This is a genomic window from Pleomorphomonas koreensis DSM 23070 (genome assembly GCF_000425185.1).
GTDB lineage: Bacteria > Pseudomonadota > Alphaproteobacteria > Rhizobiales > Pleomorphomonadaceae > Pleomorphomonas > Pleomorphomonas koreensis.
The window spans coordinates 321,178-339,494 of record NZ_AULH01000005.1 but is presented as its reverse complement, the minus strand read 5'-3'; the positions used below and the strand labels follow the sequence as shown (position 1 = coordinate 339,494).

Here is an 18,317-nt window from a genome sequence, read left to right as displayed (position 1 = left end):
TGCATTAATTCCTCTCGTTCGGGTTTTCTTCAACGCGCTTTTCCGCTTTCGGGCCAAAAGAACGCACAATTTCAATTAGATCGATTAGATCGCTTTCCTGTTCGAAAACGCCGTCCGGACCATCCGCGTCAATCACGGTGAATGGATCATCGTAGAGACGTTCAACCTCGATCGTGCCGTACCGGGCGATGTGATTCTGCAGAAGAGACAGGAAGCGGGTCTGCTTTGCGCTCAGCTTTGGATGCGACTGCACAAAGGCGGTGAACTTTTCGCGGACCGCTTCGGGGTCCATCCCCACGATCATGCGGATGGCGAGATAAAGCGGGCCTGCCAGTTCGCTGAAAAACTCCTCAAGATGCTCGCGCCGGACATCCGGGTTTTGGGTAAGGATCAGCGATACAAGAGCATCGATCTCCTTGTCCGATACCGTATGCCCTGCCCGGATCTTTCTGAGCACCGGATTGCTATCGAAATGCTTCTTGAGCTCAGATTCCACGATCTGATGATAGGCCCTCATGTCTACCGATTTCAGACTGGCTGATCGGCGCGCGTATTGCACCTGACCGGCATCTTCGGTGACGTCGATAATCTTTGGCGGAACACCCTGGGAGCCGCCCTTTGCGCGGTGATGCATGATCTCCCGGAGTTCCAGCCGGGCCAGTTCAAGGTCCGCAACACTAACGCCGGACCAGAACGTGTTCGCTTTCACACGCTTGATAGCCTCAGCCTTTTCACGCACGGGATTGAGATGCATCTGAAGCGCGGCGAGGCGGTCCATCAAATCGATTTTCAAATCAGCCAGAGCTCCCGAGCCCCGTAAAACCGCGAGCTGCATACGTGCGATCAGAAGGTCGAGCGCAAGAGCGTCACCCAAACCACGAATGTTTCGCCACTGCATCAGCGGGGCGATCTCCTGCCTGAGACGGGCGACGGTCGCAGGAGCGAAGGCCTTGAGCACGTCAGGTTTGGAAAGCGCGCGCTTTTCTTTCCACTTTTCCCGCACAGAGATCGACTCTTCCGGGAGTGCGTTGATGTCCTGAGAAACCAAAGCGATGATCGTGTCGAAGACTGCGGGTTCGCTTTTTTGGAGCGCTGTTTCAGCCAGCGTCAGCCGCTCCTCGAATAGAAGCTGCGCGAGCGGCTTGCCCTGCGCCGGTTCCGCTGGTTTGTAACCCATCTCGAAACGAGCGAAGTTGCCCCAATGATCGAATATGCGGAAAACGCGTTTATCCTTGCCCGGCCCGAATAAGTCAGGGCAAAGACGCGTTCCACGTCCAATCATCTGCCAGAACTTCACCGGCGATTTGATCGGCCTAGCGAATACGAGATTGACGATTGCCGGTATATCGATGCCCGTATCGAGCATATCGACTGAAATAGCAATCGTCAGATCGTTGTTCGTTCCCTCGCCTTTGAAATCGTCGATGAGCTGCTCAGCTCTGGGATCGTAGTTGTCGATAACCTGACAAAATTTCCCGGCGTACTGCGGGTACATTTCGTCGAAGAGCTGACGAAGCAGCATTGCGTGTTCATGGTTGCGGGCAAAGATGATGCTCTTGCCGAGAACTTGACCGGTCGTATCGGTAATGCCGTTTTCCATCAGGTTGCGAAGGATCGCCCTGTTGGTGTCCATGTTGTAGATCACCTTATCGATTTGTTCGGATGAAAAGTCGTATTGCGCAGGGTCTTCCCCCTGCGCCTCTAGTTCCTCAATCTGAGCGGACGAGAGTCCATCGAGAGTGATGCCTTCACGCAGAAATTGCGTTGTGTGCTCGTATACCTCGAATGGCGTTAGGTAACGTTCTTCGACAGCCTGCTCTAAATCGTAGTTCGACGTCGGCAGCTGTCCTTCGCAACCAAAGAGCTTGAAGGTGCTGCGCGTAACGAAATCAACCGGTGTCGCGGTCAGCCCTATCTGATGGCAGTCGAAATAATGAAAGATGTCACCGTAGATGTTATAGATGCTTCGGTGGGATTCATCCGCGATGATGAGGTCAAAAAAGCCGGGATCAAACGACTGAAATACCTTCTGAACGGCCGGATAGGTCGCCAGAAACACACGCTCGCTGGCGTTTGACCGGACGCTTGAGGTGAGAATACGCGTTGGTTCAGAGAGGAAGTCGTTGAAAGCGTTCTTTGCCTGCTTTCTCAGCTCTTTTCTGTCACACAGAAAGAGAACGCGCTTTACCCACCCAGCCCGAATAAGCAGATCCGTGAGAGCTATTGCGACGCGCGTCTTACCTGTGCCTGTAGCCTGAACAATCAGCGCTCTTCGATGCTTTTGCGAGAAACGTTCGGCGACGCGCTTTATGGCCTCAAGCTGATAAAGCCGGTTTACGATGTCCTCGTTGACCTGGATGCTGTCTAGCGGCTTCTTCTGCAGGCGTTGAAAATTTGCGAGATGCTGCAGGCTGTCTCTGGAATAGAAGCCGAATAACCGGCGTGGCGGGTAACCCTGCGCATCATCCCAGATCCAGATATCAAATCCATTCGTGTAAAAGATCACCGGACGGTGACCAAATTTCTTTTCCAGACTGTCTGCATAGAGCTTGGCTTGATGACGGCCGCGATCGGCATCCACGGCTGTCTTTTTGGCCTCAATCACGGCCAACGGATTACCATTCTCATCCCAGAGGACGTAGTCCGCGTACCCGATACCGCTCGTTGTCGGTTGATTGTCGAGCTCAATCTCTTTTCCGACCTGGGCAGAGCTTTTCAATCCTGCGCTGACATCCCAACCAGCGCTCGCCAACAGGCTATCAATAAGACGGGTTCGCGTCTCCGATTCACTGAAATTCAGCTCATCAGCAGATTTCTGTCCGGACTGCGCAATAGCTTTGAGGTCAGCAGCCTCCTTCTCCGCCGCGATTGCCTTTGAACGTGTCTCCTCAAGCTCCGAAAGTAGCGCATCCATCTGCGCTTCCTGGGCAGCGAGCTTCTCAAGAATCCTCCGACGGTCCCTCTCGTCGGTTTGATCGGGCGTCTGGGGCTGGGAAAAGGTACCTAGCTCTTCCGCACTCGCTCGCCCGTATTGCACGCAGAGCCAGCGTGCGAGGTCGTGGGCTTCCCTCAGGAGCCAGAGAGCGCCTTGAGAATGAACAGGTTCCCCATGAGCAGCCTTGTTCCCGTGGATTCGCAAAGCATGAAGTTTGTCGAGAACGACCTTCGGCGTAATCGCGATGAATGCATCGTTCTTGAGCAGATCGACGAAAGTCGGCTGTTCGGGTTTCGGCAGACGCAAATCCCGATAAATGTCCTTGGTCAGATTCTCTGCGAATAGACGCAGCTTCACAAGCGCGCTAGCAGGGTCAGCGTGAGCGTAGGATTCAGCAAATCCGCCGAGCCCAGCAAGCTCAGGCCAGTTAGGGCGGAGAATCTCAAAGTTGAGCGACTTCATGCAGTCGCCTCCGCTAATGCCGAGGCGAATTCGGACGCATTGCTGACCACCACGGGGATTTCCTGTGGCCGATCTACCTTGTCGGCAATATCCAATCGCAACCGCTTCTGAAAATAGTAGAGCAATGCCTTCCGAACGGGGACGGTCACGGTGCCCCCCACCATTTCGTAGTCCTGCTCAATAACCGCACGCTGGCTATCACTAAGGGCAGGATTTGCAGTCAGTACGACATCGAAAAACTCGTGCCACAAGCGGTCGGAACTAGCTGTCGCGAGGGCTTCTTCGACGTCGCCTGAATCAAGGCAGCGGGAAAGAATGAAGTCCTTGAACTTCCGGTCGATATGGCAGAACGCACGGACATGCCACCGCAGTCCGTCATGCCCAAAGGCATGCGGAGAAATCGACCTCCACTCGGGGTCAGGGCGCCTTGTGTTCATCGACTGGTATTTGATCTTGAGAGCCCGGCGGCTACGGATCGCGCCCACAAGCTTGCGAAGGACATCGACACGCACGCTTCGGTGGGGCACCGGCATCATGTCAAACGCCGGAACGGCAGCAAGCCAGCTGTCTTCAATAATTCCGGTTAACGGCTCTGTTTGCAGCTGCGCGAGATACATATCGGCGTGCGGTTCGAGAAAAACCGGCTTGAAATGCGGCGACGCCATGTACCTCTTTGCGCTCTTGTCATAGAGCAGGTTTCCGGGTGCCTTTTCTTCGTAAAGCGTGAGATCCTTTGAGGCTTGGGGAACGGACACGCCGAAGTGGTCGATAATATCAGCGCGATTAATCCCGCCTTCCCAGAAAAGGCGGAACTCGATGAACTCTAAGCGCTTTTCCACACCCCAACGCACGACTGTCTCCGATTTCCATATATAAACCTTATGGGTATAGTTTATATACACATAGTTCGGATGTCAAGCGCCTAATCGCGGCCGCGGCCAAAGCCCTTGCCGGTACGGCGTCGGCGGCCTTGCTTGGTGGCGAGGGAATTATCGTCATCGGATCGGGGCTTCACCCGCTCCGTTCTGTCGTCATCGCCTTCACCGCCCCCCACGGCTGCGCGCCGTGATGCCTCGTTGAATTCGCCTCGCATGAGCGTGCGGGCGTAATACTGAACTATGATAACGCCCATTCTTAGAACTTAGGGCTCCGCCCTCGGCGCAATTCGAAAGGCTTCCGCCCAGCTTCCTCCGCGCGTGGCGCGCTCCGTGCAGCCGGTTCCCCGCGAAGCCTCTCTCCGTTTGCACACCCAGTCTCGGCGACGGCCAGAAGGTCAGGCGCGGCGTTCCGCTTCGCTGACCTTCAGACGCGAGAATCAGAGACATGACAAACATATCCGACAGCAATCCCCGCATCTATGTCGCCTGCCTTGCCGCCTACAATAATGGCTATTTGCATGGGGCTTGGATCGACGCGGATCAGGATGCCGACGAGATCAGGGACGAGATTGCGGCTATGCTCGCACGGTCTCCCATCGAGCACGCAGAGGAATACGCCATCCACGACTATGAAGGTTTCGAGGGCGTTAGCGTCTCCGAATATGCCGGCATCGACAGTGTGGCACGTATGGGCGCTTTCATCGCAGAGCATGGCACACTTGGTGCGGGCTTGCTGGAGCAGTTCGTCGGCGGCATGGACCAAGCCGAAACCGCCTTGCAGGACTGTTATCATGGTCAGTTCGAGAGCCTCGCCGACTACTTGGAGGAATTGACCACCGAGAGCGTCACGATTCCCGAGGCGCTGCGCTACTATGTCGATTGGCAGGCGATGGCTCGCGACGCAGCTATGAGCGGTGACTTGTTCACCATAGAGACGGCACACGGCGAGGTGCATGTATTTTCCAGCAGATGAGAACATGACTGGCCAGTCCGTGCTCATACGGGCAGGCATCGCGAAATCACAGGCCATCGCCAAGCAGAGAACACCAAAAATGATCGGGTTAGCCGCTCAAGGTATCTGCTTTGAGCGGCTTCTATATTTCCTGTGATCCTTGAACCTCTCTTTGCCGGGCGCTGCCCAGCGTCCCGGCTTGGGGAGGTGACGCCATGCTCAGCATCGATTGGCGATCTCCGGCGGCATACGGGCACACAAAGCACATCCCTGCCGCTGGTTTCGCTTGGGAATACCTGCGCCGCAACGACGAATATCGCCGGGAGTTTCGTACCATGGCGTTGGCTGAAGGACCGAACGGCCGCGACCTGGAAACGTTCGCGGCTCGCTGGGGTTTGCGATTTCCCGTGCGATCCCGACGCGCCGCATGATCGGCAATCGCCGATCTGGAGTCCGCGCCTTCAACCGCAAGCCGTGATGTTGTCTCCGGTCGATCACAAGGACGACGACACCGAACCGATATTGACGTTGGCGCACCTCGACGGCCTCGACCTGCACCGCGCTGCCGATGGCTGGCACGGTATCTGGCAGGTGGATGGCGTCAAACATCAATTCTGGCTGCCCGAGGCGGTGCCGGACGCCGCCGCGTTTTACGCCGTCACGCTGCCGATGGATGCTTTTCTGGAGCTACGCGCTCACGCTGTCCGCCGTTTCTGGCGATCCCTCAATGGTCGCGCGCCCGGTCCCGATTTCCGGGCCGTTCCCGCCCAACTCCGGCAATGGCATATCCTGTCGCTGCGCGCGCTCGACGCCCGGCTGCGCGCCGAGAGCTATCGCACCATCGCGGAAGTCCTGCTCGGCTTTCGCGGCACGAAGGAGGATTTCGAGAGCGATCCGCGCAAGAACAAAGCCCGCCGCCTGGTCGCGCACGGCATCAAGATGATGCGCGGGGGCTATCGCCTTCTGCTCCACTATCCGATCAAGCCCGACAAGCGTTGATGGGCACGGCCATTGACCTCACGCCCTATTGGCTGCCGCCTGCTCCAGAATCTTCCGATAGCCTTCACGCGATAGCCATTGCGCGCGTTCGAGATGGCTTTGCCAGCAACGGCGGGTCAGCAGTTCCTCAGCGACCGGATCACGGTGCAGCACGATCCGCGCGACTTCCTTCCAGTCCGCGCCCTCGGCCTTCGCATCCAGCAAACGCAGATAGGTGACGTAATGCCGTTCGTCATAGACGGTTATGGTGTCGCCGGTCGGCGCTTCATCGTCCACATCTGGATCGAGTTGGACGGGAACCCGCATAGTCATTCCCCGTATCCGAGAGAGCTTTGTCTGCGGTGCGCCCCCGCAAACGATTCTCTCTGACTCTTGGTGATCGGGGAGTTAGTAACCGTCACGAAACGGCCCCATGGCCTTTAGCTCGGAAAGCCTGTTGTATACGCCACAGGCTCCCCGACCATAGGTCAAGGAGTTGGTGCCGTTCTGGCTGGCACCGGCCATTCGTGAGGGGTTACTACGCCCCAGAGCAGCGCGTCTGCTCCACTGCGATTCTTAACTGAACCGCGTGGGAATGTCTCTGGCTTTTCGGCGCAGCAGGCAATGAGCCGCTGAAATCCCTCATCTATTGGCCGCGCACCGCCCCCGAAGGGGGTGCCGCCAGCGCATAGGCGCAAATGCGGCACGCTACGCGCCGCCGATCCCTCGCCATGGTTCGCCACAGTCCGCTGCCGCCCCCGGCAGCCCAATCCAGACTGGAGGTGATCCATGCCCAACCCACTTGCGGGCCTGCCGCCGCGCCTGTTGCGCACCAAGGAAGCCGCGCGCTTCCTCGGCATATCCATCCGCACCCTTGAGAAGCATCGCACCTATGGCACCGGGCCGACCTATCGCAAAGTCGGCGGTCGCGTCCTCTACACCGTCCGCGATCTGGAAGACTGGAGCGCGGCGGGCGAGCGCAAATCCACCCGCGATAAAACCGCCGGCACCGTCTTTCCCGCGCGTCCGCTCACGCCCAAAGAACGAGGCGACTGCTAGATGCTGCGCGAGGACGATCACGACCCCGAGCAGCCGGCCGAGGACAGCGAGCGCAGCCGCCTAGACCCCTTCGTGGTCGCAACGGGCGACGCGCCGCCGCGCGACCAGCGCGATTTGATGGAACGGCCGTTTTTCTCGCTGGCGAAGACCCCGCGCACCAAGCCGATTCTCTACAAGGCCGCCGACATAGAGGTGCAGGTGTTCGGGATGCCCGAACACGGCATGGCGACCATTTGGGATGCCGATGTGCTGATATGGGCGGCCTCGCAGATCGTCGCGGCCGAGAACAACGGCCTCACCACGTCGCGCTTTGTCCGGTTTACGCCTTACCATCTGTTGCGCGCCATCGGGCGGCCGACCGGCAATCATCAATACCGGCTTCTGAAAGCCGCGCTGGCGCGGCTGCAATCGACCGTCATCGCCACCACCATCCGCAACGGCCCGCATTGGCGTCGCCGGCAATTCTCATGGATCAACGAGTGGGAGGAAATGACGACGCGCGCCGGCCGCGTCGAGGGCATGGAGTTCGTCCTGCCCGAATGGTTCTACAACAGCGTCATCGACCGTTCGCTGGTCCTGACCATCGACCCGGCCTATTTCCGGCTGACTGACGGCATCGAGCGATGGCTTTACCGCGTCGCCAGAAAGCACGCCGGGCACCAGCGCCACGGCTGGATTTTCGAGGTCGCGCATCTTCACCAGAAATCCGGCAGCCTCGCGCGGCCGTCCGACTTCGCGCTCGACCTGCGCCGGATCGCAGCCCGCCAGCAGCTCCCCGGCTACCTGCTCCAGACCGAGCGGGAAGACGGCCGCGAGCTGCTGCGCATCCGCCCCGAAAACCTGTCAACAGGCACTGTTGATAACCCTGTTAATGCCATCGGCAGATCAGGCGCACGGGGTATCGGCACATCAGGCGCACCACTATCGGCAGATCAGGCGCATGAACCGCAGCTAACGCTTTGGCCTAAAAAGCGGAATCCGACCGTTAACTTATCTAACAGAGAATCTAACTCTTTTTCTTTGACGCGCGCGCGGGCGAAGCGTGGTGCCGGTTCAGCCCGAAGGGGCGAGCCATGACGGCCGCGCCCAACGCGCTGCGTCCGCGCAGCCCCCAGCACATCACCGGAGACGAACAATGACCCGTCGCGCTCACCGCAGCGCGCACGGCCGTCCGCTGCCGGACGGGCCTGCGCCCTTCACCACATTGGTTGAGCTGACCTTCGAGAAACGCAAGGTCGAGCACTGGATACGCTTCGGCCGCAAGAGCTACGAGCAGATCATCGATCGTCGCCGGAGTGTCGTCGGCTTCGCGCCGGGCAGCGTCTTTGCCTTCGTGCGATGGGCGAAGGGCGAGCACGGCACTGTCGTTTCGCGCATCGACATTGTGCGCGCCATCGGCCGGGGCGAGCCGTTCCAGACATTGCCCTTCGTGCGCCCCGGCGGCGAAATCCTGTTGCGCCTCGATAGCTGGCCCAAGGTGCAGCGCGCGCTTGCCGCCATCGACGCCGTGGAATCGCTCGGCCTCGATCCGGCCGATGCCTCACCGGAGCATTGGCGACACGTCCACAACCGTTTGACCGCCAATCTGGAGGCGCACGCCTACACGCCCGAGCGACATGCCGTGTGGCTTCATCGCCGAAGGATCGACCCATGACGCGCCGCCGCACCCTTACGATCACGGCGCTGGTGGTGCTCGGCATCGCCGCCGCAAGCGCGGTCGAGACGCCGACGAAACTCATATGGAACGCCACCGCCAGCGCGCCAGTCGGCTTCTACACCGTCGAGCCGGCAGACCGGATCGACGTGCCCGAACTGGTCGCCGTGATGCCGCCCGAACCGCTCGCCGCCTTCATGGTCGAGCGCGGCTATATAGCGCGCGGCGTCCCGCTCTTGAAGCGCGTCTTGGGCCTGCCCCGACAGCGGGTTTGCCGCGCCGGCCGCACGATCACGGTTGACGGGATCGAGATGGGCGAGGCGCTGGAGCGCGACAGCCTCGGCCGCGATCTGCCCGTCTGGCAGGGCTGCCGCGTCATCGACGACGGCCAGCTTTTCCTCATGAATTGGGAAGTCCGCGACAGCCTCGACGGCCGGTATTTCGGACCCATCCCCGCAGCTTCCGTCATCGGCCGGGCGGTCCCGCTCTGGACCGATGAGGAAGGCGTCGGCCGCTACGAGTGGCGCGCGCCGACGCACTGAAATCACCCCCGAAAACCAACCGCAGGAGATTTCCCATGGCAGAGATAGGCACCTTCACCCGCACCGAAACCGGCTATGCGGGAGAGCTTCATTCGTTCGGCCTCCACGAAAAGCTGTTCATCGTCCCGGCCAAGCCGAGCCACGCGAAAAACGCGCCCGATTATTGCGTGCGCCTCGATAGCGAGGACGGCCCGGACGCCGGCCCGGCATGGAAAGACTCCAGCGAGAACGCTGGCGAGTTCGTGTCGATGCGCTTGGAGGGGCCAATCTTCCCGTTCCCGATCCGCGCCAAACTGTTCCAGTCCAACGACGATCCTTCGGTCTGGACCCTGCGTTGGAAGCACGCCCGGAAGATCGAGGATGAGGAATGAAGGCCGCACGCGTCCGGCCCGCCATCCGGTCAAAGATCGGCATCCCTTTGTTCGCGGAAAAGCCGTCTCATCCCTTCGTCCCGCTCGGCGACCAGACGACCGGCGCGCGCAGCGAAGGTCAGGGGCGGCCATCGGCCGGCGCTTGCGCCTTGCCCTTGACCGCAGCGAGCACGCTGGCAGGCTGGCGGCGAAGCGGAGACAGGCCGGCATGGCATTACGCCGTCCTGCTGCTGGCCGGGGCGCTTTCCGTCTGTATCGGATCGGGCGTCGCTGTCGCGCAATCCGTCCCGGTCGAGCGCCCGGCCGCCGCCCATCCCTATGCGGCGCACATCGCCGAGGCGTCGCAGCGTTTCGGCATCCCCGAGCACTGGATTCGCGCCGTGCTGCGCGCCGAAAGCGCGGGCGACGTGCGGGCGGTTTCGTCGGCCGGAGCGATGGGATTGATGCAGGTAATGCCCGACACATGGGCGGGCCTGCGCGTCCGCCATGGCCTCGGCCGCGATCCCTACGACCCGCGCGACAACATCCTCGCAGGCACGGCCTATCTGCGCGAGATGTTCGACCGCTACGGCAATGTCGGCGCGATGCTTGCGGCCTATAACGCCGGCCCCGGCCGCTACGACGAGCACCGCGCGACGGGCCGCCCCCTTCCCGCCGAGACACGCGCCTATGTCGCCGCGCTCGCCCCAATCCTTGGCGGCGCGGCTCCATCGGATGCGCCGTTGCAACCACCGGCACCGCCGCCCGACTGGCGCGAGGCACCACTATTCGTCATGCGCCTGGCCGACACGCAAGCTGCCGCCGCGCCGCCGTCCGAGGTGCAATCCGGCGACGGGCGCGCTGCCGTTCCAGCGCGCGACCCAGCCCGTGCGGAGCCGCAGGACGGCAGCATTATTTTCGTGGCGAGCGCCAGCGACGGGGGAACGCCATGAGGGCGGCGTTCCCGGGCTCGGCGGCGCTGGTTTCGACATCCGGTCGGGCAGGTTTGCGCCCGGCTGGATTCCCGGCAGGAGGGGCAGAAAAGACAGAAAGGGCGGAGGGCAAGATTAAAGAAGACGGCACCATATCGGGCCGCTTCTGGAAATTGTTGTTGTCTGCACACTGGTTAGGTCGCCGGTTCCGGCACCATGGTTTTGAGGGGCCGCGTGCCGCGATTTTGCGCAAAGCCTTGGCTTTGCTGGGTTTCGAGCGGCACCATAGGCGCAGATCGGCCGTTTTCCGGCGATTTGGGCCGGAGCCGCGCCCTTGAGCGCCGACGACGAAAACCGCTTCCGTCCGAAGCCCGGCCGCATCCGATCCGACACGCCGAAGGCTGGCAAGACCAAGAGCTTTTTCACGCAGGTCAGAAAGATCACCCGGCAGCATCAGGCGGCAGCCTCACGCGATCCTTCCATGCCATCATCCGCCCGCCCGTCATCGCCGGGCCGGTCCCGTGCCGTGGTCGCCAGCGGCAAGGGCGTGAAGCGCGGCCGGGGCGCGAGCTTCGTGCGTGCCCGCAATATCTCGGGCAACTGGCATCATCGCCAGCCGGGCAGTCGCCGCGTCATCGTCAAGCAGCGCAGCGTCCGGGCCGCGTGGAAGGGCGGTCGCGCCCGCGCGCATCTACGCTATGTCCAACGCGACGGCACGTCACGCGACGGCGAGCGCGGCCGGCTCTATTCGGCGACCGAGGACCGCGCCGATGGCGACGCCTTCCTTGATCGCGGCAAGGACGACCGCCACCAATTCAGATTCATCGTCTCGCCCGAGGACGGCGTGGAGCTGTCGGACCTCACGGCCTACACCCGCGATTTCATGAAGCAGGTGGAAGCCGACCTCGGCACCAAACTCGATTGGGTCGCCGTCAATCACTACAACACCGGCCATCCCCATGTGCATATCATCGTCAACGGCCGCGACGACACGGGCGGGGATCTAGTCATCAACGGCGACTATCTTTCCGCTGGCCTGCGCGAGCGGGCCAGCGAGCTTGCCAGTCTCGAACTCGGCCCCGTGACCGAGATCGAGCAGACCCGCAAGCTGTCGGCCGAGATCGACCAAGACCGTTTCACCCGGATCGACCGCGCCATGGCCGACGAAGCCGATGCCCGTTTCCTCGACCTTCGCCATGAACCGGCAGCGCCGAGGCGGCAGTTCGAGCGGACCCTGCGCCTTCGCCGTCTCGCCAAGCTGGAGAAGATGGGGCTGGCGACCGCGCACGCGCCCGGCGTTTGGGAATTGAGCAAGGACATGGAGCCGGCCCTGCGCGAGTTGGGCGAGCGTGGCGACATTATCCGCATCATGCAGAAGGCGCTCGGCGCGCACGGTGGCGAACGCGATCTCATGAGCTTTCAAATCCATGACGGAGCGCCCGAGACGCCCATCGTCGGCCGCGTCGTGGACAAGCACCTGTCCGACGAGCTAGGGGAGAACCTGACAATCGTGGTGGACGGGATCGACGGGCGGACGCACCACCTCGCCGGCATCGCGCCCGAGCGGCTGGAGGACGCCCGCATCGGTAGCGTCGTCCAGATCGGCCCGGCCGAGGTGACGGCCCGGCCGTCCGACCGCACCATCACGGCCATCGCGGAGGACGGCATCTATCGGCCGAGTCGTCATCTGGAGCAGGCCAAGTTTGAGGGGCGCGTTCCCGGCGGCGACTATGAGGGTTATGTCGATGCTCATGTCCGCCGGCTGGAGGCATTGCGCCGCGCCGGGATCGTCGAGCGGATCGACGCCGACCAATGGCGCATCCCCGACGATTTCGAGAGCCGGGCTGCCGCCTATGACGCCGGCCGCGACCGGCAGGCCAGCGTGCGCGTTCTTTCCCCGGTCGATCTGAACAAGCAGATCGGATCGGACGGCGCGACCTGGCTCGACCGGCGGCTGATCCATGGCGAGACCGCCGATCTTGTCCCGGCCGGCTTCGGCCAGCAGGTGCGCGAGGCGATGGAGCAGCGCCGCGAGCATCATATCGAACAGGGCGATGCCAGCCGAGCGCGGGACGGCCGCATCTTCTACCGGCGCAGCCTTCTCGCCACGCTGCGCGAGCGGGAGGTTGCCCGCGTCGGCCGGGAGATGGCCGAGGGCAAAGGGCTGCCGTTCCGTGCCGCTACGGATAGCGAGAACGTCAGCGGCAAGTTCACCGGCACCGTGCAGCTATCCAGTGGCAAGTTCGCCGTTGTTGAGAAATCCCACGAGTTTACGCTTGTCCCGTGGCGGCCGGTTATCGACCGCCAGCTCGGCCGCGAGGTCATGGGCGTCGTGCAGGGCGGATCGGTGTCATGGCAGATCGGCAAAACCAGAGGTCTTGGTTTGTGAATCAAACCCGCCTCGGTTGTATCGCAATCAAATTCTCCAGCGTTGACGACGAGGCACGCCGATGTCTATCCTTTCTCCACCTACGATGGAGAGGCTTGTGTTGGAGATTGTGGCACGTCGCTAGCCGTTCGCGCTGACAGTGAGCGGCTTCGTGCTTGTCGGTTTGAGTCCGTGATCGGATAAGCGATTGCGGATGCGGCAAGTTATTGCGACGCTTGCAAGGCTTCTCCAATGCAAAATCCAGAAAATACGCAGCGTATGCTGCACGCCTCGTTGCGGGGCGGACGCATCTATTCAGGCCAGTTCACCGCCTACCTAAACCGCCATTTTGCCATTCGATCCGCGCGATTGGCTTGGGCGCTAGTCGCCAACGTCATTTCAGCCAGTTCGACTTTTTCTTATCTGTCGGAGCACCATCATGCGGCGCTCTAGGACAGATGCCCGCCAAGAGTGGAAAACTCCCCTCGGGTTGCGAATCCCAATGGTGTCATTGATTCAGACTTTAGCTGTTGCTGAATTCTTGAACTTCCGTCACGCGGCTAAAGTGCTAGGCGTCGCACAATCCAGTGTCAGCGCACGAGTGAAAGCGCTAGAGGAAGACCTTGGCATCCTTCTTTTCGAGCGCCATGCTCGGGGCGTCCGACTAACGGAGGCCGGACGTCACTTCGTAGAGCGGATAGCGGCGGGAGTCGATCAACTCGACCATGCGGTGAAGACGGCTGGCATGGCGGCAGCCGGAGAAAGCGGCCGGATTCGCATCGGTATCCATGCCCTGATCTACGGCAGCTTCCTTGCCGATCTGATCGCGCAGTATCGGGAGGCTCATCCCGGCATCGAAGTGGAAATCACGGAGAGCACGGCTCGCGAAGCGGTCATGCAGCTTCGCGCCGACCGGCTGGACGTGGCGTTCGTCGCGGGCACGCCCGAACTCCCCGACTGCCATTCCCGTTGCATATGGACCGAACCGCTTGTGGTGGTGCTACCGGAGCGGCATCCGCTCGCCGGGCAATCGGTCGTCACATGGGCCGAACTTGCGGGCGAGACGTTTCTTGTTCGACATGGTGGCACTGGCCCGCAGGTTCATAATCATATCGTGCTACGTCATGCCGGGCGCTGGCCTACGCCGTCGATCCTGCGCTTCGACGTCGAGCGTGGCACTCTGCTGTCCATGGTCGGACAGGGGTTTGGCATCACCATCGTCGGCGAGGCTACGGCACGTCTGCCGACGACCGGCATCGTTTTCTTGCCCTTCGCCGATGAGCCGGAGCCTGTTGCCTTCTCGGCTGTCTGGTCGCCGTTCAATCGCAGCGCGACGTTGCGCAATCTGCTGACGCTTGCAAATGACATGGGGCGGCTGGTCCGAGCGAATTGACTTCCCCGCGATTCGACTTGATCCGCCAGAATAGCCGTTGGTGCAGGCGATGAAGATGCCGCAACCGTCCTATTTGCTGCCGATAGTATCCGGCAGCCCTCCGGCAGCCTCTTTCCGGTTGCCCGCCCCGATTTTGCCTACTCTCTTGATCGGCTCCATCTCTTTTGCCGACTGGAGCCTGCATTGCGCGGAGGCCGAATCCTTTGGGGTCAAATCGCCGTAGTCTTCACCATCGTTCTGGTGATGACGTGGGCGGCGACGCAATGGGTAGCGTTCCGCCTCGGCTTCCAGCCCCAGCTTGGCAATCCATGGTTCGAGCTGGCGAGCCTGCCGATCTACTACCCGCCGGCCTTCTTCTGGTGGTGGTTTTCATTCGACGCCTATGCGCCCGCGATCTTCGTCGAGGGCGGCATCATCGCCGTATCGGGCGGCTTTCTTGCCATCGCCGCCGCCATCCTCATGTCGATCATCCGGGCACGGGAGGCGCGCAACGTCGCCACCTACGGTTCAGCGCGATGGGCAGAGGACCGAGAAATCCGCGCGGCCGGATTGCTCGGCCCCGATGGCGTCCTGCTCGGCCGATACGGCCGGGACTATCTGCGCCATGACGGTCCCGAGCATGTCCTATGCTTCGCCCCGACGCGCAGCGGCAAAGGCGTCGGGCTGGTGGTGCCGACGCTGCTGACATGGCCGGCATCCGCTATCGTCCACGACATAAAAGGGGAAAACTGGACGCTGACAGCGGGCTTTCGCGCGAGGCATGGCCGGGTCTTGCTGTTCGATCCGACCAATGCCAGATCGTCCGCCTACAACCCGCTGCTGGAGGTCCGGCAAGGGGAATGGGAGGTCAGGGATGTGCAGAATATCGCGGATATTCTGGTCGATCCCGAAGGCAGTCTCGACAAGCGCAACCATTGGGAAAAGACCTCTCATTCGCTTCTGGTCGGCGCGATCCTGCATGTTCTCTATGCGGAGAAGGACAAGACGCTGGCGGGCGTCGCCAACTTCCTGTCCGATCCGCGCCGCCCGGTCGAGGCGACCTTGCGCGCCATGATGGATACGCCGCATCTCGGCGAGGCCGGTGTTCATCCCGTCATCGCATCGTCGGCCCGCGAGCTGTTGAACAAATCCGAGAATGAACGGTCGGGCGTATTGAGCACCGCCATGTCGTTTCTCGGCCTTTACCGCGATCCCGTGGTGGCGCGCGTCACCGCACGTTGCGACTGGCGCATTGCCGATCTGGTCGACAGCCGCCAGCCCGTCACGCTCTACCTTGTCGTGCCGCCATCCGACATAAACCGCACCAAGCCGCTTATCCGCCTGATCCTCAACCAGATCGGGAGGCGGTTGACCGAGGAATTGCACACCTCCGGCAAGCGCCATCGCCTCCTACTCATGTTGGACGAGTTTCCCGCCCTCGGCCGGCTCGACTTCTTCGAGAGCGCCCTGGCGTTCATGGCGGGCTACGGCCTCAAGGGCTTCCTGATCGCGCAGAGCCTCAATCAGATCGAGCGCGCCTATGGGCCGAACAACGCTATCCTCGACAACTGCCACGTCCGCGTCAGCTTCGCCACGAATGACGAGCGGACGGCCAAGCGGGTGAGCGACGCGCTCGGCACCGCGACCGAGCTGCGCGATTCCACAAACTACGCCGGCCATCGCCTTGCGCCATGGCTAGGGCATTTGATGGTGTCGCGGCAGGAGACGGCCCGGCCGCTACTCACGCCGGGCGAAATCATGCAGCTTCCGCCCACCGATGAAATCGTCATGGTCGCCGGCACGCCGCCGATCCGCGCCACCAAGGCCCGCTATTTCGAGGATGCGCGGTTTCAGGAACGCATCCTGACTCCGCCCGATCTGGTCGCCGCTCCGCTGGCGCCCAGCCCATCCGCCGATGACTGGTCCGGCCGCGTGGTCGCGGCGGAAAGCCGTTCCGCGCCGGCCGCCGCAGACGGGGCCGAGGGCGATCCGGCCAATGCCGGCATCCGCCGCGAGCCGGAATTGCCAAGCCAAGAGGAAATCGTCGCCCCGCCGCCATCGCCCGAACAGGAGTTCGAGTTTCTGGACGACGAGCCGGACGTTGACGCGGCCAAAGCCCGCGCCATGCGCCAGCGCATGAGGATGGTCGCGCGGCAGGTGGCATTGAACCCCGATGACGGAATCGAACTTTGAGGATACGCTCATGGCAACCAGAACCCGCCTGAATCTCTATTTCGACCCCGCGCTCATTCCGCAGATCGAGGCGATGGCGCTGCGCCGCAATGTCTCGAAATCCGCCATCGTGGAGGCGGCGGTCATGTCCTACCTGTCCGGCGATACCGACGACCAGCTTGAAGCTGCCATGTCGCGCCGCTTGGATAAACTCGGCCGCCAGATCGACACGCTCGACCTAGATCTCGCCGTCCTCGGCGAGACGGTCGCGCAGTTCATCCATTTCTGGATGACCCTCACGCCGCCGCTTACGGGAGCCGCACAATCCGCCGCCCGTGCGAAAGGGGCGGAGCGCTTCGAGGGATTTATGCAGACCCTCGGCCGGCGGTTGGCGACCGGTGACAGGTTCCTCAAAGAACTATCACGCGACGCAGAGTTGTTTCGCAGTGACCAACCACAACCTGAAATTGCCGATGCTAGCAAAAATCAGCTTTAGTCCGCGACCATGACAATTCGGCCGGGCCGCACTTCTTTGGAGGCAGCCCGGCCTTCTTTCATTACTGCTGATCCAGACCGAATGCGGGATGATGGATCAGTTCTCCTTGAGGCTCAATGCCATCGAACGGCAAAGCTTGGACTACTTCGGGAGGGCAGCCAGCTACACCCAGACCGGGGAAAGCCCGGAAGCCGAACCGGCTGTAATAGGCGGGGTCGCCTACCAGCGCCGTGCCCCTGCTTGACGCCCGCAGTCGGCGAACGGCTTCTCCCATCAGGGCCGACCCGATACCTTGACGATGCCTTGAAGGCAGAACGGCGAGCGGACCGATCAGACCCCATCCGTCTTGCGTCCCGACCCGTGCCGCTGAAGCGGCCAGATAGCCGATGACCTCGCCTTCATCCTCAGCGACCAGCGAGAGGATGAGCGCGTCATCGTCCCTCAGCTTGTCGACGATCTTGGCTTCAGTTCCTGTGGATTGAGCAAGCATCTTGAGAGCGTCGGTGACGACGCGGCGAATAGCCGGAATGTCACCGACCGTTTCGTTGCGGATCAGCATGTCGTTATTTCCTTAGCGATTGTCGAGTTGAGCGCGAACGGAGCGGCGGCCCCTATCGGAAATCCGGTAGGGGCTGGACGCTCTGGATTCGATCAGGCGCTTGCGTCGGAGTTTGGCAAAGACCTCTGGCGTGCAATCGGCCAAGACGTGACCGTCGCGCGTGAAGCAGAGCACGTCGATGATGCGGCCGTTGTCGGCCCGTTGATGGCGGATATAACCGCCTTGCGCCAGCACGTGTAAGACGCGCTGCTCGCTGCGTGAGATGTTCATGGATAAGCCTGTGTAGAGAAATCACCCGCGCAACATTCAACACCGGCAAAACTTGCCGTTGCGAACGATGCGGCTAGATGTCTCGATCAATCGAGACGATCAGCGGGTGGTCACAAGCTCCAACATCTACAATCCCTTGTCTGTATGGATTGGGCAGGTGCGATGTAACGTGTTGGCTGGAGCTTCGTCAACAGCGAGTCATCCGAGAGTGTCGGTTTTCGACCCATCCTATTTACCGCCGTTCGCAGCCGATCCCCGCACAGAGCTAGATACTTGTTGAACCGGCCGCATTTCGGCTTCTCTTAATCGACCCCGATCCGGGGATCGCCTGTCGCGCC

Annotated in this window: 18 protein-coding genes and 1 pseudogene; 14 read left to right on the top strand and 5 right to left on the bottom strand. The window is 61.5% G+C overall.

Going from position 1 to position 18,317, the window contains the following annotated elements; all coding sequences use genetic code 11:
• Window positions 1-4 precede the first annotated feature (4 nt).
• Complete coding sequence (locus H512_RS0103390; protein WP_026782269.1) at window positions 5-3,397, bottom strand: DEAD/DEAH box helicase family protein; 3,393 nt, start codon at window positions 3,395-3,397, stop codon at window positions 5-7.
• Window positions 3,394-4,248, bottom strand: a complete 855-nt coding sequence (locus H512_RS0103385; protein ID WP_026782268.1) for a BrxR family helix-turn-helix transcriptional regulator — start codon at window positions 4,246-4,248, stop codon at window positions 3,394-3,396. The genes H512_RS0103390 and H512_RS0103385 overlap by 4 nt, the downstream gene beginning before the upstream one ends.
• Window positions 4,249-4,720: 472 nt before the next feature.
• Here H512_RS0103385 and H512_RS0103380 point away from each other — a divergent pair, with 472 nt between their 5' ends.
• The 3 genes from H512_RS0103380 to H512_RS0103375 all read left to right on the top strand — a co-directional run bounded on the left by H512_RS0103380 (window position 4,721) and on the right by H512_RS0103375 (window position 6,226).
• Window positions 4,721-5,248, top strand: a complete 528-nt coding sequence (locus tag H512_RS0103380) for an antirestriction protein ArdA (RefSeq protein WP_026782267.1) — start codon at window positions 4,721-4,723, stop codon at window positions 5,246-5,248.
• Between the two features lie 194 nt (window positions 5,249-5,442).
• Window positions 5,443-5,658, top strand: a complete 216-nt coding sequence (locus H512_RS26185; protein WP_084798272.1) for a transcriptional regulator domain-containing protein — start codon at window positions 5,443-5,445, stop codon at window positions 5,656-5,658.
• Window positions 5,659-5,704: 46 nt separating this feature from the next.
• A complete protein-coding gene (locus tag H512_RS0103375) occupies window positions 5,705-6,226 on the top strand; it encodes a DUF2285 domain-containing protein (protein WP_026782266.1) in 522 nt (173 codons plus the stop codon).
• Between the two features lie 18 nt (window positions 6,227-6,244).
• Here the strand turns inward: H512_RS0103375 and H512_RS0103370 are convergent, their stop codons facing one another.
• Window positions 6,245-6,532: a DNA -binding domain-containing protein gene (locus H512_RS0103370; protein WP_026782265.1), complete on the bottom strand. Its 288-nt coding sequence runs from the start codon at window positions 6,530-6,532 to the stop codon at window positions 6,245-6,247.
• A gap of 462 nt (window positions 6,533-6,994) precedes the next feature.
• Here H512_RS0103370 and H512_RS0103365 point away from each other — a divergent pair, with 462 nt between their 5' ends.
• From H512_RS0103365 to H512_RS0103315, 11 genes and pseudogenes are all read left to right on the top strand, one after another.
• Window positions 6,995-7,264 carry a helix-turn-helix transcriptional regulator gene (locus H512_RS0103365; RefSeq protein WP_026782264.1) on the top strand — a complete coding sequence of 90 codons (270 nt, stop codon included), beginning with the start codon at window positions 6,995-6,997 and terminating at the stop codon, window positions 7,262-7,264.
• Complete coding sequence (locus H512_RS0103360) at window positions 7,265-8,341, top strand: replication initiator protein A (protein ID WP_026782263.1); 1,077 nt, start codon at window positions 7,265-7,267, stop codon at window positions 8,339-8,341.
• Window positions 8,342-8,399: 58 nt separating this feature from the next.
• On the top strand, window positions 8,400-8,918 hold the full coding sequence (locus H512_RS0103355) for a DUF2840 domain-containing protein (RefSeq protein WP_026782262.1): 519 nt from the start codon (window positions 8,400-8,402) through the stop codon (window positions 8,916-8,918).
• Window positions 8,915-9,460, top strand: a complete 546-nt coding sequence (locus H512_RS0103350; protein ID WP_026782261.1) for a S26 family signal peptidase — start codon at window positions 8,915-8,917, stop codon at window positions 9,458-9,460. The genes H512_RS0103355 and H512_RS0103350 overlap by 4 nt, the downstream gene beginning before the upstream one ends.
• A gap of 35 nt (window positions 9,461-9,495) precedes the next feature.
• Window positions 9,496-9,831, top strand: a complete 336-nt coding sequence (locus tag H512_RS0103345) for a DUF736 domain-containing protein (RefSeq protein WP_026782260.1) — start codon at window positions 9,496-9,498, stop codon at window positions 9,829-9,831.
• Window positions 9,828-10,763 carry a lytic transglycosylase domain-containing protein gene (locus H512_RS0103340; protein WP_053239514.1) on the top strand — a complete coding sequence of 312 codons (936 nt, stop codon included), beginning with the start codon at window positions 9,828-9,830 and terminating at the stop codon, window positions 10,761-10,763. Before H512_RS0103345 ends, H512_RS0103340 begins: the two co-directional genes overlap by 4 nt.
• Window positions 10,764-11,223: 460 nt before the next feature.
• A pseudogene (locus H512_RS27850) lies at window positions 11,224-11,730 on the top strand (relaxase/mobilization nuclease domain-containing protein); the annotation flags it as partial.
• A 168-nt stretch (window positions 11,731-11,898) separates the two neighbouring features.
• The gene (locus H512_RS27845; RefSeq protein WP_281170315.1) at window positions 11,899-13,131 is read left to right on the top strand and encodes a DUF3363 domain-containing protein; all 1,233 of its coding nucleotides are present in this window, start codon (window positions 11,899-11,901) and stop codon (window positions 13,129-13,131) included.
• 481 nt (window positions 13,132-13,612) lie between these two features.
• Window positions 13,613-14,503: a LysR family transcriptional regulator gene (locus H512_RS22350; RefSeq protein ID WP_036789758.1), complete on the top strand. Its 891-nt coding sequence runs from the start codon at window positions 13,613-13,615 to the stop codon at window positions 14,501-14,503.
• 183 nt (window positions 14,504-14,686) lie between these two features.
• Window positions 14,687-16,675 carry a conjugal transfer protein TraG gene (locus H512_RS0103320; RefSeq protein WP_026782257.1) on the top strand — a complete coding sequence of 663 codons (1,989 nt, stop codon included), beginning with the start codon at window positions 14,687-14,689 and terminating at the stop codon, window positions 16,673-16,675.
• Window positions 16,676-16,685: 10 nt separating this feature from the next.
• Window positions 16,686-17,150, top strand: a complete 465-nt coding sequence (locus tag H512_RS0103315; protein ID WP_026782256.1) for a ribbon-helix-helix domain-containing protein — start codon at window positions 16,686-16,688, stop codon at window positions 17,148-17,150.
• Between the two features lie 61 nt (window positions 17,151-17,211).
• Here the strand turns inward: H512_RS0103315 and H512_RS0103310 are convergent, their stop codons facing one another.
• Window positions 17,212-17,709 (bottom strand): GNAT family N-acetyltransferase, encoded by a 498-nt coding sequence (locus H512_RS0103310; protein ID WP_026782255.1) that lies wholly within the window; start codon window positions 17,707-17,709, stop codon window positions 17,212-17,214.
• A gap of 12 nt (window positions 17,710-17,721) precedes the next feature.
• Complete coding sequence (locus tag H512_RS0103305; RefSeq protein WP_026782254.1) at window positions 17,722-17,979, bottom strand: YjhX family toxin; 258 nt, start codon at window positions 17,977-17,979, stop codon at window positions 17,722-17,724.
• Window positions 17,980-18,317 lie beyond the last annotated feature (338 nt).

Bases quoted from the DNA above. Each gene is read 5' to 3' on its own strand.
- H512_RS0103365 (WP_026782264.1), top strand. From the start codon at position 6,995: ATGCCCAACCCACTTGCGGGCCTGCCGCCGCGCCTGTTGCGCACCAAG.
- H512_RS0103340 (WP_053239514.1), top strand. From the start codon at position 9,828: ATGAAGGCCGCACGCGTCCGGCCCGCCATCCGGTCAAAGATCGGCATC.
- H512_RS0103355 (WP_026782262.1), top strand. From the start codon at position 8,400: ATGACCCGTCGCGCTCACCGCAGCGCGCACGGCCGTCCGCTGCCGGAC.
- H512_RS0103370 (WP_026782265.1), bottom strand. From the start codon at position 6,532: ATGCGGGTTCCCGTCCAACTCGATCCAGATGTGGACGATGAAGCGCCG.
- H512_RS0103315 (WP_026782256.1), top strand. From the start codon at position 16,686: ATGGCAACCAGAACCCGCCTGAATCTCTATTTCGACCCCGCGCTCATT.
- H512_RS0103390 (WP_026782269.1), bottom strand. From the start codon at position 3,397: ATGAAGTCGCTCAACTTTGAGATTCTCCGCCCTAACTGGCCTGAGCTT.
- H512_RS0103375 (WP_026782266.1), top strand. From the start codon at position 5,705: ATGTTGTCTCCGGTCGATCACAAGGACGACGACACCGAACCGATATTG.
- H512_RS27845 (WP_281170315.1), top strand. From the start codon at position 11,899: ATGGCCGACGAAGCCGATGCCCGTTTCCTCGACCTTCGCCATGAACCG.
- H512_RS0103310 (WP_026782255.1), bottom strand. From the start codon at position 17,709: ATGCTGATCCGCAACGAAACGGTCGGTGACATTCCGGCTATTCGCCGC.
- H512_RS0103305 (WP_026782254.1), bottom strand. From the start codon at position 17,979: ATGAACATCTCACGCAGCGAGCAGCGCGTCTTACACGTGCTGGCGCAA.
- H512_RS0103345 (WP_026782260.1), top strand. From the start codon at position 9,496: ATGGCAGAGATAGGCACCTTCACCCGCACCGAAACCGGCTATGCGGGA.
- H512_RS26185 (WP_084798272.1), top strand. From the start codon at position 5,443: ATGCTCAGCATCGATTGGCGATCTCCGGCGGCATACGGGCACACAAAG.
- H512_RS22350 (WP_036789758.1), top strand. From the start codon at position 13,613: ATGGTGTCATTGATTCAGACTTTAGCTGTTGCTGAATTCTTGAACTTC.
- H512_RS0103350 (WP_026782261.1), top strand. From the start codon at position 8,915: ATGACGCGCCGCCGCACCCTTACGATCACGGCGCTGGTGGTGCTCGGC.
- H512_RS0103380 (WP_026782267.1), top strand. From the start codon at position 4,721: ATGACAAACATATCCGACAGCAATCCCCGCATCTATGTCGCCTGCCTT.
- H512_RS0103360 (WP_026782263.1), top strand. From the start codon at position 7,265: ATGCTGCGCGAGGACGATCACGACCCCGAGCAGCCGGCCGAGGACAGC.